The 15,971-nt window shown below is 47.8% G+C and carries 12 protein-coding genes and 1 pseudogene; 9 read left to right on the plus strand and 4 right to left on the minus strand.

Translation table 11 applies throughout. From position 1 onward, the window contains the following. Positions 1-60: 60 nt before the first annotated feature. The gene (locus BZG77_RS01215; RefSeq protein WP_077645879.1) at positions 61-993 is read left to right on the plus strand and encodes a LysR family transcriptional regulator; all 933 of its coding nucleotides are present in this window, start codon (positions 61-63) and stop codon (positions 991-993) included. Here BZG77_RS01215 and BZG77_RS01220 read toward each other — a convergent pair. Together BZG77_RS01220 and BZG77_RS01225 are read right to left on the minus strand one after the other, a co-directional pair. Then, the gene (locus BZG77_RS01220; RefSeq protein WP_074214700.1) at positions 929-1,090 is read right to left on the minus strand and encodes a DUF2256 domain-containing protein; all 162 of its coding nucleotides are present in this window, start codon (positions 1,088-1,090) and stop codon (positions 929-931) included. The two genes, BZG77_RS01215 and BZG77_RS01220, sit on opposite strands and share 65 nt — an antisense overlap. 64 nt (positions 1,091-1,154) lie before the next feature. After that, a pseudogene (locus BZG77_RS01225) lies at positions 1,155-2,672 on the minus strand (FAD-binding domain-containing protein); the annotation flags it as partial. 259 nt (positions 2,673-2,931) lie between these two features. Between BZG77_RS01225 and BZG77_RS01230 the strand changes: the two are divergent. Beyond that, the gene (locus tag BZG77_RS01230) at positions 2,932-3,666 is read left to right on the plus strand and encodes an SDR family NAD(P)-dependent oxidoreductase (RefSeq protein ID WP_077645881.1); all 735 of its coding nucleotides are present in this window, start codon (positions 2,932-2,934) and stop codon (positions 3,664-3,666) included. A gap of 17 nt (positions 3,667-3,683) precedes the next feature. On the opposite strand, the gene BZG77_RS01235 is transcribed toward BZG77_RS01230, so the two are convergent. Continuing rightward, a complete protein-coding gene (locus BZG77_RS01235) occupies positions 3,684-3,989 on the minus strand; it encodes a DUF6482 family protein (RefSeq protein ID WP_077645882.1) in 306 nt (101 codons plus the stop codon). Positions 3,990-4,210: 221 nt separating this feature from the next. On the opposite strand from BZG77_RS01235, the gene phhA reads away from it, so the two are divergent. Next, complete coding sequence (gene phhA, locus BZG77_RS01240) at positions 4,211-5,083, plus strand: phenylalanine 4-monooxygenase (RefSeq protein ID WP_077645883.1); 873 nt, start codon at positions 4,211-4,213, stop codon at positions 5,081-5,083. Then, positions 5,076-5,417, plus strand: coding sequence for a 4a-hydroxytetrahydrobiopterin dehydratase (locus BZG77_RS01245; protein WP_021023552.1), 342 nt, complete (start codon positions 5,076-5,078; stop codon positions 5,415-5,417). The genes phhA and BZG77_RS01245 overlap by 8 nt, the downstream gene beginning before the upstream one ends. 186 nt (positions 5,418-5,603) lie before the next feature. On the opposite strand, the gene BZG77_RS01250 is transcribed toward BZG77_RS01245, so the two are convergent. Then, positions 5,604-5,792: a restriction endonuclease subunit S gene (locus BZG77_RS01250; RefSeq protein WP_077460727.1), complete on the minus strand. Its 189-nt coding sequence runs from the start codon at positions 5,790-5,792 to the stop codon at positions 5,604-5,606. 180 nt (positions 5,793-5,972) lie between these two features. On the opposite strand from BZG77_RS01250, the gene BZG77_RS01255 reads away from it, so the two are divergent. The 5 genes from BZG77_RS01255 to BZG77_RS01275 all read left to right on the plus strand — a co-directional run bounded on the left by BZG77_RS01255 (position 5,973) and on the right by BZG77_RS01275 (position 15,826). Continuing rightward, the gene (locus tag BZG77_RS01255; protein WP_077645943.1) at positions 5,973-7,181 is read left to right on the plus strand and encodes an EAL and HDOD domain-containing protein; all 1,209 of its coding nucleotides are present in this window, start codon (positions 5,973-5,975) and stop codon (positions 7,179-7,181) included. 2 nt (positions 7,182-7,183) lie between these two features. Then, the gene (locus BZG77_RS01260; protein WP_241844083.1) at positions 7,184-10,495 is read left to right on the plus strand and encodes a response regulator; all 3,312 of its coding nucleotides are present in this window, start codon (positions 7,184-7,186) and stop codon (positions 10,493-10,495) included. Between the two features lie 125 nt (positions 10,496-10,620). Beyond that, complete coding sequence (locus tag BZG77_RS01265) at positions 10,621-11,658, plus strand: efflux RND transporter periplasmic adaptor subunit (RefSeq protein WP_077645884.1); 1,038 nt, start codon at positions 10,621-10,623, stop codon at positions 11,656-11,658. Next, on the plus strand, positions 11,655-12,764 hold the full coding sequence (locus tag BZG77_RS01270; RefSeq protein WP_077645885.1) for an efflux RND transporter periplasmic adaptor subunit: 1,110 nt from the start codon (positions 11,655-11,657) through the stop codon (positions 12,762-12,764). The genes BZG77_RS01265 and BZG77_RS01270 overlap by 4 nt, the downstream gene beginning before the upstream one ends. Beyond that, complete coding sequence (locus tag BZG77_RS01275) at positions 12,761-15,826, plus strand: efflux RND transporter permease subunit (protein WP_077645886.1); 3,066 nt, start codon at positions 12,761-12,763, stop codon at positions 15,824-15,826. Before BZG77_RS01270 ends, BZG77_RS01275 begins: the two co-directional genes overlap by 4 nt. The last annotated feature ends 145 nt before the right edge of the window (positions 15,827-15,971 follow it).

A 15,971-nucleotide genomic window follows, 5' to 3' on the forward strand; every position in this document is an offset into this window, starting at 1 on the left:
AACTTACTACAGTTAAGTAAAATACATAATAAGTTATTTTTCATTCTATTTTAGAGAACGATGAGCCGACTCAACTACCATCATTTGTATTATTTCTGGCAGGTGGCGCGCCACGGCAACCTGACTCAGACCGCTCGCCAGCTGCATATTTCGCAGTCGGCGCTGTCGTCACAAATCAAGCAGCTTGAGCAGGCGATGCAGGTGCAATTGTTTGAGCGGCAAGGTCGTACCTTGACGTTGACTGAAAGTGGCTATCAAGCGATGAACTATGCCGAAGAAATTTTCCGACAGGGGGAAGAGCTTGAGCAGTTGTTATCGACGGGTGGGGCGCTGTCTAGTGCCACGATTCGCATTGGCACTTTATCCACTATGTCGCGTAACTTTATCGAGCAGTTTATTCAGCCATTGGTCAATCAACGGGAGTGCCGTTATGTGTTGCAGTCGATGGATCAAACCGGTTTGCTTCATGCGCTGTCTGATCACCAGTTGGATTTGGCGCTAACCAATATCGCGGTGCGGGGCACCAATAAACAAATTTGGCAGTACCAGCAACTGGCACGCCAGCCGGTGGCCGTGATTGGCTGGCCGGGTAAAGCCTTGTCGCCGACCTTAGACGCCAGCTACCAGCACCAAGCGTGGGTGTTACCTTATGGCGATAACCCGATTCGCTCGGGGTTTGATGCTATCTCTGCGCAGTATCAACTCAAGCCTTACATCATGGCAGAAGCCAATGATATGGCGATGCTACGCCTGTTAACCCGAGACAATGACGCGTTGGCGGTAATGCCCGAAGTGGTGGTTCGCGATGAGCTAGATAGCGGCATGCTCACCCGCTATGCTTTACTGCCGAGTGTGTATGAGCCGTTTTATGCGGTATCGATTAAACGTCAGTGGGTGCATCCGCAACTTAGCTCGCTGCTAGAAGCGTTTAGATCTTCGCCGCTCGCGCATGGCGACGACCTTCGCGACGGCAACGGTCAGAGCAATATCTAACCTCGTCCCAACAGCGCGCCCACTTTTTACGCCACGTAAAGGGGCGTTCGCACGTCAAACATACCTTGCTAGGGAGATGCGGCTTTTTATGCGCCATCTGGGTTGCCTCCAGTAGATTGAGTGGCACGTGACCGTTGTTTCATTGTGTGCTTATCCGCGTGATCAAGGCTTATGCTCCGCTTATCGCTTATTCGTTGCTCAGGGCTTTTTGTTGGCTCAGGGCTGCTTGGACGCACATGGGTGGCGAGGATCCGTGCTTTCTCGATGCGAACGGTGTCCTGTTTACGAAACGACCACAGAATGTCGCGCGCCCGTTTGCCGGTTTGTTCGATATCGACAATCGGTTTGGGATAGTCTTCGCCAAGCACCACGCCGTACATCATCGCTTCCATGTCGGTCATTTGCCACGGGGTGTGGATCAAGCTATCGGGCAAGGGAGAAAGCTCGGGTAACCATTCACGAATAAATGCCCCTTGCGGATCTTGCTCTTGCGATTGTTTCACTGGGTTATAAATGCGCAGGGTATTGGCGCCGGTCACGCCAGCCTGCATTTGAAACTGGGGGTAGTGAATGCCGGGCTCAAAATCGAGAAATAGCTGCGCCAAATGATGCACACCACGCCGCCAGTCAATCAGTAGGTGGTGGGTTAAAAAACTGACCAGCATCGCCCGCATACGAAAGTTGATATAGCCGGTGGCGTGTAGGCAACGCATACAGGCATCGACGAGCGGATAACCGGTATACCCTTGTTGCCATGCGAGCAGGTGCGCATCGCTCTGCGGACCGTTCACGTACTCAAAATGTAAGTAGCCGCGATTGACGGGCCGATGCTCCATGTGGTGCTCGCTTTCAAATTTCTGCATAAAATGACAGTGCCAATGCAAACGCGACACCATAGCCACCAGCGCACGCCGCCAACCCTTTTTTTGCCAATGGAGGAGGGTGATTTGATACATCTCGCGCACGCTGATGTTACCCCAAGCAAGATAGGGAGACAGTCGCGTACAGCTTTTGCGGCTGGCGAGCGGTTTAGAGATGTGGCGTTGATAGCTTTGTCCGCGCTCGCGGAAAAAAGACTGCAAGGTTTTATACGCCCAACTCGGGCCGCCGGGCTGAAAACGTGGCGCAGGCGAACCCCAGTTATGGTGACCGAGCGCAGGTAGTGTGAGTGATGTGTCTAGCCAGCGCGCTTGTTGCCAATCGGGATCGGCAAGAGGGGCACGCATCACCTTTTGCCATTCTGCGTCCCAATCGACCCGACTTTTCGCGCCGCGGATCACCGCCCCAGTGGGAAATTCATGCCAAGGGATCTGATGGCTTGCCAGCCATTTCGCCACCGCTTTATCGCGAGAAAATGTCGCGTCGACGCCAATTTCTTGATGGCTGTACACCGCGCCAATGGCCTGTTGCTGGTGGATGGCCTGAAGCACCGACACCGCGTCGCCTTGGCTTATGGTGACATGACCGCCAAGCGGTGCCAGCTGTTGATTAAGATCGCACAGCGATTGCCAGACAAATCGCCAATGGCGCTCGCTATGGTGTGGATCGTTAAGCAGCAGTGGCTCAAACAGGTACAGGATCACCAAGGGGCGCCCAGCGGCAATGGCAGCTTGTAACGGAGCGTGATCCCGCAGGCGTAAATCACGTTTTAGCCACACAAGGCTGATGGGCGGAGACATAGAGCTCTCGACAGTAGTAACAACAATTTTCTATTCACCTTCGTCGATACGAGGCTGAATGGTGTTTGGATCTCTGATGGTGACATGGTTGTATCCGCAAGAAATGCCGGCTGGGATCATTGCTTCCTTGATAGGGGGGCTATACCTAATGAGCGTGCTACGTAAGCTATAGTTTTAACGCACGGTGATCGACAGGATCGCCTCATCCCTAACTAAAGAGATGCAGTTTGCATCTCTTTTTGTTTGAGGAGCCAAGAGAATGAACAGTGATTCCATGCAGCGCGTGGCGGTTGTCGGTGCAGGTGGCGCGATTGGTGAAGCTTTTTGCCGCGCATTGCTCGACAAACCATCCATTCAGCAAGTCTTTGCGTTGGGGCGCCACCCCGCACCACTTGCTGAGATAAGTGAAAAGGTGGTGCCTGTGGCGGTGAATATTCGCGATGAAGCATCAATACAAGCGGCGGTCGAGCACATCGACGACAACCGTTTAGATGCGGTGATCATTGCCTCGGGCATGCTTCATGGTGATGCGATTAGTCCAGAAAAGCGGCTCGCAGCGTGCAGCAGTGAGGCCATGCACCAGCTTTTTGATGTGAATGCGGTTGCGCCGCTGCTGTTGAGCAAACATCTTACGGCCAAATTGAAGCGCAACGCTGAGGCGAAGCTCGCCATCTTGTCGGCGCGCGTGGGCAGTATCAGTGATAATCGTGCGGGCGGTTGGTATGCCTACCGTGCAAGCAAAGCGGCGGTGAACATGTTGATCAAAGGCATGAGCATCGAGCTTGGCCGCCAAGACAAATCATTAACCGTGGTTGGCCTGCATCCGGGGACCGTCGACAGTCGTTTATCCGCGCCATTCCAAGCCAATGTTAAGCCAGGCAAATTATTCAGCCCGGCTCAATCGGCTGGCTACTTATTGTCGGTATTGGATGGCCTAGACAGTCGTCATACTGGGCGTCTGTTTGCGTGGGACGGGGAAGAAATTGCCCCATAGGTTGGGGCATTGTTGCGTTATTTCCAATGCAATGGCTGCTCTAGGGTCGATAAAGACTTTTCCGTGCCAAGCCCTATCATTTCGTCATACGCCGTGTCAGTGACTAACACGTATTGCCCGGCGTTAATCCATTCAAAATCCTCTTTCACCGCTAGTAAGCTGCGGGACAGATAGGGCTTATCGCCGTGGTAAATCAGCTTCTGTTCCACCGTATCGCCGTGACGCAAAAAGGCGATGGCTTGATATAACATGCCATCAATGCCGCGGATCTGAATCTTGTCAATGTTGTCGTAATTTATCAGTTCGCTCAGTTGTAAATTCATCACTCGTCCCTGCAGTTAGGCCTTTCTCAACCACTACGAGCCATGCAAGCACGCGGATCCCTCGAGGGTGAGGCATTACCCGTAGCGACAGCCTTTTAAACGCACAATGTAAAATAAATGTTACGCAACAGTAAAATCAAAACCGAGGTGAGGAGATGATTTTCTCTGCAAAGTCGACGTAACCTGTGAGTAACGGAAACATTGCGTAAGGCTAAGGGCCGCTGTTTACGCGCGATTTTTACGCCAGACAACGACATAAGGCGGTGAACGTGAAACAGAGTAAATACCAATCCAAACCCGTTGATGAGCTGGGCCGAGTAGCCTGGTCGGCACAAGAAAACGATGTATGGCGCCAGTTAGTCACACGGCAACTTGCGTGTATCAAAGACAAAGCGTGTCAGGAATATTTAGACGGGCTACGCATGCTTGACTTGCCGCATGACACGGTGCCCCAGATCCCAGATGTGAATGCTGTGTTAATGCGAGAAACCGGCTGGCAAGTGGCCCCTGTGCCTGCATTGATTGATTTCGACCAGTTCTTCGCTTTACTGGCGGACAAGAAATTCCCTGCGGCGACCTTTTTGCGCACCAAAGAAGACTTTGATTACTTGCAAGAGCCGGATTATTTTCATGAGATCTTCGGTCACTGTGCGATGCTTACCCACCCAGCGTTCGCTGAATTTACCCATCTGTATGGTCAACTGGGCAAGAAGGCCACGCCCAAAGAGCGCGTCTATCTTGCGCGCTTATATTGGTTTACGGTCGAGTTTGGTTTACTCAGTGACGCGCAAGGCAATCGCAGTATTTATGGCGGCGGGATCTTGTCGTCGCCGGCGGAGACCGAGTACGCCTTTAATAGCGACAAAGCCGTGCGTAAGCCTTTAGAAGTGATAGATGTCATGCGCACGCCATATCGGATTGACATCATGCAACCCATTTACTTTACCATTGAGTCGATTGACGACTTATTTGCCATCAGCCAACGTGATTTGATTGCTGATGTGCATCAAGCCATGGAACTGGGCCTTCATGCGCCTTTGTTCCCGCCCAAACCGAAAAAGACAGAACAGCAAAAGGAAACGCAACATGTCTGAACTAACTGAGTTGAAATGTGAAGCCTGTAATATTGATGCCCCATTGGTCAGTGCTGAGGAAATGCCGGCGCTGCTTAAAGATATCCCACAATGGAGCAAAGTGACGCGAGATGGGATTGATCAGCTCGAACGCGAGTTTACTTTCCGCAACTTTAAGTTGGCGTGGGCGTTTGCCAACCAAGTGGCTGAACTGGCTGAGCAAGAAGGCCACCATCCGGCTATCTTGCTGGAGTGGGGTAAAGTGACCGTGACTTGGTGGTCGCATAAGATTAAAGGCCTGCACAAAAATGATTTTATTTGTGCGGCGAAAACCGACGGCATTGCGCCTGAGTAAACCAAAAAAACGCCCCAAGATTGAACTCGGGGCGTATCTTTTTCGCTCACTTGCTATCTATCCCTGTCACGCAAGTATCAATCCTGCGAGGCTCACATCTCTCATTGGCATGTCTCGGCTATCACACCTTATAGCGCAAAATAGGATAGATTTAAAAAGTGACAAGGTCACTTTATCGTGTTGAGTTTACTCTTCTTCGTCGCTTGTGTCTTTTTGTTTGGCGGCAAAATACTGCGCCAATACGTCGTCGGTGAGCTCGCCTTTTTCCTCAAGCGCTTTGAGTTTTGCCACAATCGCTTTTTGTTCGTCGAGTGACGGTAACGAATCCGGCTCGTGCTCGGGAGCGTCATCGGCCAGTTGATTCAAAATATCCATAAATGTACCTCGTAATATGCTTAATGCAAAGCCTAGCAAAAATCGTGATTTTGCCCAAGCAAAACACGAACGTGGGCCAAGTAGTTGGACTTAACACACTCAGTTACATCAAAAAAAGGCTCAGACTCCGCGCTATTGGTCTACGTTTGTAGTCAAGGCTTGTTTTAGGGAGAGTGAGTGGTGAGTGAAATCTTTTTTTCGTGCCAACCCATCTTTAACGAAGGGCAAAACCATTGGGGCAATGAGCTTCTGTTTAGGGAGGGCCAAGAAAATAAGTTTCCTTCAATTGATGAAGATACGGCGACGTCACGTATTCTCAGTGTCAACTTTTTATCAGGGAAAGAGTTCGATGATAGCTTACGATACGTGGTGAGCTTTTCGGAGGCAGCACTGCTTGATGAGGTCCCCTTTTCGATTCCGGTTAAATCCCTAGTGATTTGCGTCACCGCAAAGTGTAACGCGACGCCGATGCTGGTGAAGCAACTGGAGTCTTACCGGAAAGCTGGCTTTACCATTTTAGGAGAGAGTGATGTCTTCACGAGTCGCTGGCAAAGGCATTTACACCTGTTCGGAGTTATCCGTGTCAGTATAGCGACAGAAAACCTTTCCGATTGGGCGGAGTGGATTGCTAACTACCCGGATATACGCTTTTTGGCTAGCAAAGTAGAGAGCAACGAAGAGTTTGTGTTGGCCAAACAACTCGGATTTAGCTTGTTTCAAGGGTATTTCTTTGAGCAGCCTGTGATTAAAAGCCATAGTGATGTGGCCCCCTCGGTGATTAGTTTATTGGATGCGTGTATCGTGATTAATCGCAGCCCTCACGATATAGATGAAATCACAGAGGTTATTTCTCGCGATGTCTCGTTACTCTACAAAGTCGTCACAAGTGCGAATATATTAGCGAAGTCAAAAAAGAAAGCGATTACTAATCCCAAACAAGCGGTGGTGTATCTTGGGTTAGATTCATTGCGGCGACTGATCTCGCTGTTAATTATGTCGAACATGAATCATCAAGAATGCTCACACCTGCAGAATGCGGCGATCCTTCGGGCTATTTTTATGCAGCAAGCAGGTCCACTATTGAGCGACCTGGATCCTGATGAAGCCTTTTTAGTGGGCGCGTTTTCACTCCTTGATGCGATGTTGGGCGTTCCTATGGAGGATGTCGTAAAACAACTTTCTCTCAACCAACCGGCAAAACAAGCATTATTATCACGATCAGGTCCGTATGGTGACCTCTTAGAACTATGTAAACATATTGAGCATGCGAATTGGGATCGGATTGAATCACTGTGTGAAAAAATGGCGCTAAGGGAGCGTGCGGTCATGAAAGCGTTTGAGAAAGCCCGATACCAAACTCAAACCCTGGCGGCGACAATGCAGGTGTGATCATGATGAATAAAGTAGGTATGCGGCTCGCTGTTATTTTAATTGTACTAGCTACTTTACTATTGGGTGTGTTTGGTTACTATAATTATCATGTAGCCAAAGAGCGACTTGAGTCTGATATGAACCAAGACATTAATTCGATCACTCAACGCCTAAAGCAACGTCTTCCTACTTTGATGTGGAATTATGACTTTAATAATGTTCAAAATGATTTAGACAGTGAAATCGGCTCTCGCTATGTCCATCGCCTTGAGCTGACGGATAGCAATGAACAATTTCGTTATGTGACTGACTCTAAAGGCATGCGGTCAAGCGATGAGTTAAAAGAAATCAACGTTTCCTTGGTCTATGATCAGGGAGGCCAATCTGTCGATGTGGGTAGGTTGATTATCTACCAAGATAGTCGATACATCGATAAAGAGCTCAACACAGAAATTTTCCGTACTGCCACGCAAATCATTCTGTTGAACTTGTTGGTTGGTTTTTTTATTTGGAAATACGCCAAGCAGATAAATCGAGCGGAACAAAGTCGTGCGTATTTAAATACAGTGATTCATAGTTACACTGATGCGCTATTAGTGCTCGGCGATAAACACAGTATTATTACTATCAATGAGTCGGCAAAAAAGCTCTTTGAACTTGAGTCGATTCCTGACGAAGCAATTAGTTTATCCACGATAATTTCTCGTGTTACGCCTAATTCTCGTGGATATTTTTCTCAAGCTCTTTACGGTTTGAATGGACGTGTTGAACGCTCCTATGAAATAGAGACCGACGAGGGCGTTCGCGTTGTACAAGTGAAATCGACCCCCATTAAAGACGAAGATCCTCGCGCACTCAATGTCGCCATTATACGTGATATCACTGAGCAACATCTGGACAAGCAAAAAGTGTCCAAAGGTGCCGAGCTTTTCTCGGCGATGAAGAGTTTACAAGATAAATTTTTGATACGTGATGACTTTAAAAAGAGCTTTAAAGATGTGTTAGACATTCTACTCCGTATTGGTGAGAGCAATCATGGTATTATTGTTGAAGTCGGCCATCATGACGATACTAATATAGACTACAACTTCCCTTACCGTGTTTTGGCACAAACGCGCTTGGTTGAAAATAACTTTATTGGTGAGGAATTTGTTCGTGGCTTAATCGAAGATATTATTGAGACGAAACAGAGCAAGCATAGTCTGCAGATGGCAGGTGTTGCCGGTAATAACCATAAAATGATTGTTAATGTGTTTGGCACGCCGCTCTACATGTCAAATCAAATGGTTGGTGTGGTTTGCCTTTTTGATGAGTCTACGACATACAATGAAGAGTTACAAAGCTGGATAGAGCCGATTTTATCAAGTTTGAGTTCGATGGTGCACTTTGTGCAACAGAAAGCACTGAACGATATGATTTCACGAGAAATGGCGCGAGCGAAGGAACAAGCTGAGCGCGCAAATGAATCAAAAACTAACTTCTTAGCAATGATGAGTCACGAGATTCGCACACCCATGAATGGGATTGTGGGGATGTCTAATCTATTGATGGAAACGTCGCTTACGCAACAGCAACGCTATTTTGTTGACACCCTACAGAATTCGTCGACGGCATTATTAAATATTATTAATGATGTGCTCGATCTCACCAAAATAGAAGCAGGTAAAATGACGCTTAGCAAGCAGTCGGTAGATTTAGCTGAGATCGTACATGAATCTCTAAGTATATTTGCGGCGAAAGCGGCTGAAAAACAATTACGCCTTCATTGCTATATCGACCCCAACATGTCATGTGACATTGAATTAGATGCGATGCGTTATAAACAAGTGATTATTAACCTTGTTGGTAATGCAGTGAAGTTCACTAAGCGCGGTCATATCTGTGTTAATCTATTTCAAACGCATGATGATAGTGGCATCACTAAGCTTGTCATGGAAGTCGAAGATACCGGGATTGGTATTCCGGAAGATCGTCATGATGCTATTTTCGAGAATTTTACGCAAGTTGATAATACATATTCTCGTTCTTATCAAGGAACCGGCCTGGGCTTGCCCGTCTGTCGCAAGCTTTTGCGTTTAATGGATGGGGATATTTATATACGCAGTCAAGAAAACCAAGGGACCACTTTTGTCGCGGAAGTGCCGATTAGTGTCCCTAATCCTGATTGTACGCTCTTATCAAATTACGACTTGAGCAACGCTCTTGAGGGTTATCATATATTTTTAGTCTCTGACGATAGAATATTGACTAAGACGCTGACTGATTATTTACAAGGTTTTAATGTCGCGCTGACGCCATGCTCTGATGGACGAAACCTTGAACTGGACGAACCGGAACAGACGGTCCTAATGGTCGAACAAGACAAAATGCAAGGCTGCCAGGCATTTGTTGGCAGCGTGCATAAGTGTATCGCAATCAGTCATGATGGGCATAATGATACAGGAATGGCCACACTGACGTGTCCCATTTACCATGCTGAGCTTTATCGAGTATTGAACGAAGATAGACATACGTTAGTTGATCCAAGTCCAGATGCTGGGCAATACGACAGTATTACTTTTGATCTCAATGTCTTGGTGGCAGAGGATCATCTTGTTAACCAAGAACTTATTGATATTATTTTAGCACAACTCGGCTGCCAACGAGCGTTAGCCGTGAACGGAAAAGAAGCGCTTGAACTGCACAAAAAGACCCCTTTCGATATCATTTTGATGGATTGCCAAATGCCGGAAATGGATGGCTTTGAAGCGACTCGGCAGATCCGTGAATTCGATAAACACACGCCAATTTTAGCGGTAACAGCCAATGCGTTGTCTGGGGATGCTGAGCGATGTGTGGACGCGGGAATGAATGGGCATTTAGCTAAACCGTTTAGTAAAGATCAATTAATTGAACTGTTACTACTCTACGCCAACCCAGACTCGGTCCGTTATGGCGATGATAGCGGCGTTGAAGCTCAGCCTCAAGATGATAGAGAACCTGCCATGAGTGACTCATACCCCATTGACGTTCAGCATGTCAAAGATCAAGTAGGTGATAGTATGGAGCTAGTGACCATGCTAATAAATAAATATGTTAATAATCAAACCCAAGATTTAACCGCGCTGAAGCAAGCATTTGAACAGCAAGATGTGGGTAAAGTGAAAAAACTCGCACACAAAATGAAAGGTGCAGCAGCCATGATCGGAGCGAACGAGCTGTCGAAAACGTGTCTAGAGTTGGAAAAGTCACCGCATGAAGATCTGGAATCGTTGCAGCCCTATATTCATCCTATTGAGAAACAAACGGCATTAATTGTTGAGCAAACGGCCAGTTTATCGGAAACATCTTGATACATACTCTGGCGCTGGTTAGCATAACACTCAGTGCCGGTTAGAATGAAAAATAAAGACCCATCAAAGACCTAGGGTCTGACAGTTGCTGTCGGGCCCTAGGTTTTATTGTCAAGGATAAGCTGATGATAAAGCGTTTTGTGTTAGCCAGTTGCGCCGCTCTCATCCTTTTTGGGTGTGGTGAGCCAGCGATATCTTCTCCCTCAGAGACGCCAACGCGTCCTGCTAAGTTATTGACTGTGGTAACGAATGAAGAAGGATTAACCCGGCAGTTCCCCGCTCAGGTTGAAGCAGATAACAAAGCGTTACTGTCATTTCGAGTCTCAGGCGTTATTGAATCTATGCCGATAAAAGCAGGAATGGATGTCAAGAAAGGACAGATGCTCGCGGCGCTTGATAATCAACAGTACTCACTGCAGTTAGACAAAGCGCGTGCACAATACCAGCTTGCTCAGGTTCAATTTAACCGTGCTGATCGGTTACACAATGATAAAGTTATTTCGGAGCAGCGGTTTGATGAAGCGCGTTCGGCACTAAGCGAAGCTGCGGCTGGTCTTGAACAGGCACAAACCAACCTAAATTACACCGAGCTCAAAGCGCCGTATGCAGGCACCGTGTCATTAAGAATGAAAGAGCGCAACGAGTTTACTCAAGCACAATCTCCGGTGCTGCATATTCAATCTAAAGATGTTATTAACGTGAGTTTCCAGTTACCGGAGCGCTACTTTCACTATTTCGCCGAGCATCTTGATACCTTAACGCCGAGTGTTTCTTTTGACACGTATGAGCATCGCCAATTTTCGGCTCAGTTTAAAGAGATCGATACTGAAGCGGATCCAAAAACCGCGTCTTATCATGTCACGGTCAGTCTGAGTCGACCCGATGCGGTCAATGTATTACCAGGGATGGCTGCGAAAGTCCATGTCACCATACCGGCGCAATCACAGCCCCAAATCCCTGATACGGCAGTGGTGCAATCAGACTCAGGAAGTGCGGTTTGGCGGGTGAATGAAGACGGAGAGATTACCTTGGTATCAGTCGTACTCAAAAACGGCAAGATTACCTCTGGGCTTGACAATGGCGATGTCATTGTCGCGACGGGTGCGGGCGCACTTGAAGCCGGTGATCGAGTGAGAGCTTGGGTGAAGGAGCGAGGATTATGAGAATAAAACTAATAAAGGTGCTGCTTTGGCTTAGCGTGGTACTCGGGCTAAGCGTTATCAGTGGCTGTCAACCTGATCCGGCGTCTTATTCAGCACCTTTGCCTGTTGTTTCAACTCATACAGTCGAACAACAACAGTTGGATGAGCGGATTGCTTTCCCCGCGGTTGCCGCTGCCGCCGATAAAGCCAAGTTAGCGTTTAGGGTGCCGGGCGAAATTCAAGCCATTAATGTGCAAGCCGGGGATCGTGTGTCAAAAGGACAGGTCCTCGCCCGTCTCGAACCGACGGACTATCGCTTAGCGGTTGAAAATGCCAACGCAAAATTCGACGTTGCTAACTCACAGTATCAGCGTTCGGCACCGCTTGTTGAAAAAGGAATGCTAGCCCAGTCTCAGTTTGATGAACTAAAAGCGCAGCGACAAATTGCACAAGCAGAATTAGCCTTGGCTAATCTCCGTTTATCTTATGTCGCATTGAAAGCCCCCGCTGATGGAGTGATATCGAAAGTGAACGCAGAACCTTTCGAGACGATTGCTCCGGGACAAGGGATTATGAATATTCATGATGCGTCACGCGCTGATATTCGCGTTCAGGTCCCAGATGTTCTTTTTAGTCACAATGCCGGTGGGGATGCAGCATCCGTGCAAACACGCTTGCAACCTAAGGTTGTTACTGAGCAAGGGCAGTCATACAAAGCCACAGTCGATGAATTCACCGCAGAGCCAGATCCCAACAGTGGGGCATTCGTGGTGACGTTGACAATGCCAATGCCTGATGACCAATTCATATTGGATGGCATGCCGGTACAAGTCAGTATTGCTCGTGATGGATTAAAAATGACGCGTACAGGCCTTTCAGTCCCTATCGAAGCGATTTTCAATCAAGATGGCGATCCACTCGATCGCGATCATAGTTATGTTTGGGTCTACGATGAGGCCTCCCAAACGGTAAGCAAACGACATGTCGAAATGGGCCGCATTCATGGGCAACAGATTGAAGTCGTAACGGGCGTTTCTATGGGTGAGCGTATCGTCGTCCGCGGTGCCAACCATCTGTCTGAAGGACAAAAAGTAGAACTGGCGCCAAAAGAGGAACAAGCATCATGAAGCAAGGTGTGGCGGGTTATTTTATTCAAAACAAGGTGATCAGTTGGATGATCACCCTGATTTTTCTTATCGGCGGCACCCTTGCATTCCTAGGATTAGGGCGCCTCGAAGATCCTGCTTTTACGATCAAAGATGCGATGATCGTCACCAGTTACCCGGGGGCGACACCGCAACAAGTGGAGGAAGAAGTCACCTATCCACTGGAGAAAGCGGTACAACAGCTGACTTATGTTGACGAGGTGAGATCGATTTCTAGCCGAGGCCTCTCGCAAATTACAGTGAAAATGAAACCCAAATATCGCTCAGATGATTTGCCGCAAATTTGGGATGAATTGCGACGAAAGGTCCATGATGCCCGAGGCGAGTTACCGCCTGGCGTTAATCCACCTTCAGTCAAAGATGATTTTGGCGATGTATTTGGCATCTTACTTGGAGTAACCGGAGAGGGTTACAGTTACAGCGAGCTAAAAGATTATGTTGATTTTTTGCGTCGTGAACTGGAGCTTGTCGATGGCGTGGGCAAGGTGCACGTGAGTGGGGCTCAGCAAGAACAAGTCTTTGTCGAGGCCTCAATTCAACGATTGAGTAGCCTGGGGATCTCGCCAGATACTCTGTTTAACTTGTTAGCGACCCAAAACCTGGTCAGTAACGCAGGGGCGTTGCGTGTCGGTGATGAATATATCCGTATTCACCCAACTGGCGAGTTTACTTCTGTTGAAGAATTGGGCAGTTTGATTTTAACAGAAGCAGGTTCCGAGGGATTAATTTACCTACGTGATGTGGCGGATATTAAACGTGGATACCAAGAAGTCCCGCGTCAGATTATTGCTTACAATGGTAAGCAGGCACTCCAGGTTGGGATCTCGTTTGCTGATGGCGTCAACGTGGTTGAAGTGGGTGAAAAAGTAGATAAACGATTAGCCGAGCTGAATAGTGATCAGCCGGTAGGTATTCACGTTCATCATGTTTATAACCAACCTGCCGAAGTAGATAACTCAGTCACCGGTTTTGTCTCGAGTTTGGGACAAGCGGTGGCGATCGTGATCGTGGTGCTGTTGTTCTTTATGGGTTTGCGCTCGGGCCTATTGATTGGGCTAGTGCTCTTGCTCACTGTGCTTGGCACTTTTGTGTTCATGTACTATTTCGAGATCAACCTGCAACGCGTCTCTCTTGGTGCCTTGGTGATAGCCCTTGGGATGTTAGTCGATAATGCCATTGTAGTGGTGGAGGGGATCCTTGTCGGACTAAAACGCGGGCGGACACGATTACAAGCGGCGCATGACATTGTTACACAAACGAAATGGCCGTTGCTGGGAGCGACGGTTATTGCGGTCACCGCGTTTGCCCCGATTGGTTTGTCCGAAGATGCGACAGGGGAATACTGTGGAACGCTATTTACCGTATTACTAATTTCTTTGCTATTGAGCTGGTTTACCGCGATCACATTAACCCCTTTCTTTGCGAGTCTCTTTTTTAAAGAAACGCCTCTAGAAGAGGGCGACGAGGGAAGTGATCCCTATAATGGCATTCTTTTTGTGGTGTATAAACGCTTTTTAACTGCGTGCATGCACCATGCTTACCTCACTTTGCTGGTGATGGTCTTAGCACTAGGTGCAAGCGTGTATGGTTTTGGCCATCTTAAGCAGTCCTTTTTCCCTGACTCAACCACGCCTATGTTCATGGTTGATGTGTGGTTACCGGAAGGAACTGATATTCGCGCTACACAAGATACGCTTGACGAAGTGTCAAGCTGGCTCAGCGAGCAAAAAGGGGTGAACTATGTGTCTACCAGTGCTGGGCAGGGATCGCAACGTTTTATGTTGACCTACTCACCTGAGAAAAGCTATGCCGCCTACGGTGAGCTAATAGTAAGAGTAGACCAATATGAGCATGTGAAGTCAACGATGGGAGCAGTGCGCGAGTATGTACGTCGCCAACACCCCAATGCACAGTTAAAACTGAAACCGATTTCTTTGGGACCATCGACGGGATCTAAAATCGAGGCACGTATTATTGGCTCCGACCCCACTGAACTTCGTGCAATAGCAAAAAAAGTGGAAGCGCGGCTACATGATGATCCTGATGCCGTCAATATTCGCCACGATTGGCGCAACCGTACCAAGGTGCTGGAACCTGAATTTAATGAAAGCCAAGCACGTCGTTATGGGATCACCAAAAAGGATGTCGACGAGCTACTGGCGATGACATTTAGTGGTAAGCGGATTGGTGTTTATCGTGATGGTACCAATTTAATGCCCATTGTTGCGCGACTGCCGGATGAAGAGCGCGTCAATATCAATACGCTTGAGGGAATGAAAATCTGGAGTCCAGCATTGCAAGATTATATTCCCTTGCAGCAGGTGATTCTTGATTATGACATGCGTTGGGAAGATCCGATCATTATGCGGAAGAATCGTAAACGCATGCTAACTGTTTTGGCCGATCCTGATCCATTGCGAGAAACGACTGCCGCGACGGTATTGAGCCGTGTACGTGCCGATATTGAATCGATACCAATGCCGGATGGTTACAGCATTGAATGGGGCGGTGAGCATGAGTCTTCCCAGGAGGCGAAAGAAGGGCTGTTTAGTATTATGCCGCTTGGCTATTTGTTCATGTTCTTGGTCACTATTTTGCTATTTAACTCAGTGAAAGAGTCGGTCATTATTTGGCTAACGGTACCACTGGCCGTCATTGGGGTGACCACTGGCTTGTTGTTACTTGATACACCGTTTGGCTTTATGGCTTTACTGGGATTCTTAAGTTTAAGTGGGATGTTGATTAAAAACGGAATTGTGCTGATCGACCAGATAAATATAGAGGTTGAGAGTGGAAAACAGCGATACCAAGCCGTGGTTGATGCTGCGGTTAGTCGTGTGAGACCCGTTTGTATGACGGCAATTACAACCATTTTGGGGATGCTACCCCTATTACCTGATGTATTTTTCCGGCCCATGGCAGTGACCATCATGTTTGGTCTTGGGTTTGCTACCGTGCTGACCTTGATTGTGGTGCCGGTGTTGTATCGCATTTTCTATCAAATTCGTTATCACCCTGAATAACGATCAAACAGCATCGCTTAGCGCGGTGCTGTGTTTTTCAAAATAAGAAAAACGCCAGCTGTGTATAACTTTAAAGTCATCCACAGAAACGGTTGATAACTCGGTGTATTGCCGATGAAATCCGCAGTTTTATTATGCTTGTATA

Source organism: Salinivibrio sp. IB643 (assembly GCF_001996105.1).
Lineage (GTDB): Bacteria > Pseudomonadota > Gammaproteobacteria > Enterobacterales > Vibrionaceae > Salinivibrio > Salinivibrio costicola.

What these genes read in the sequence shown, in the direction of transcription:
- BZG77_RS01215 (WP_077645879.1), top strand. Translation starts at nt 61, where the DNA reads ATGAGCCGACTCAACTACCATCATTTGTATTATTTCTGGCAGGTGGCG.
- BZG77_RS01220 (WP_074214700.1), bottom strand. Translation starts at nt 1,090, where the DNA reads ATGGCGCATAAAAAGCCGCATCTCCCTAGCAAGGTATGTTTGACGTGC.
- BZG77_RS01230 (WP_077645881.1), top strand. Translation starts at nt 2,932, where the DNA reads ATGAACAGTGATTCCATGCAGCGCGTGGCGGTTGTCGGTGCAGGTGGC.
- BZG77_RS01235 (WP_077645882.1), bottom strand. Translation starts at nt 3,989, where the DNA reads ATGAATTTACAACTGAGCGAACTGATAAATTACGACAACATTGACAAG.
- BZG77_RS01245 (WP_021023552.1), top strand. Translation starts at nt 5,076, where the DNA reads ATGTCTGAACTAACTGAGTTGAAATGTGAAGCCTGTAATATTGATGCC.
- BZG77_RS01250 (WP_077460727.1), bottom strand. Translation starts at nt 5,792, where the DNA reads ATGGATATTTTGAATCAACTGGCCGATGACGCTCCCGAGCACGAGCCG.
- BZG77_RS01260 (WP_241844083.1), top strand. Translation starts at nt 7,184, where the DNA reads ATGATGAATAAAGTAGGTATGCGGCTCGCTGTTATTTTAATTGTACTA.
- BZG77_RS01265 (WP_077645884.1), top strand. Translation starts at nt 10,621, where the DNA reads ATGATAAAGCGTTTTGTGTTAGCCAGTTGCGCCGCTCTCATCCTTTTT.
- BZG77_RS01270 (WP_077645885.1), top strand. Translation starts at nt 11,655, where the DNA reads ATGAGAATAAAACTAATAAAGGTGCTGCTTTGGCTTAGCGTGGTACTC.
- BZG77_RS01275 (WP_077645886.1), top strand. Translation starts at nt 12,761, where the DNA reads ATGAAGCAAGGTGTGGCGGGTTATTTTATTCAAAACAAGGTGATCAGT.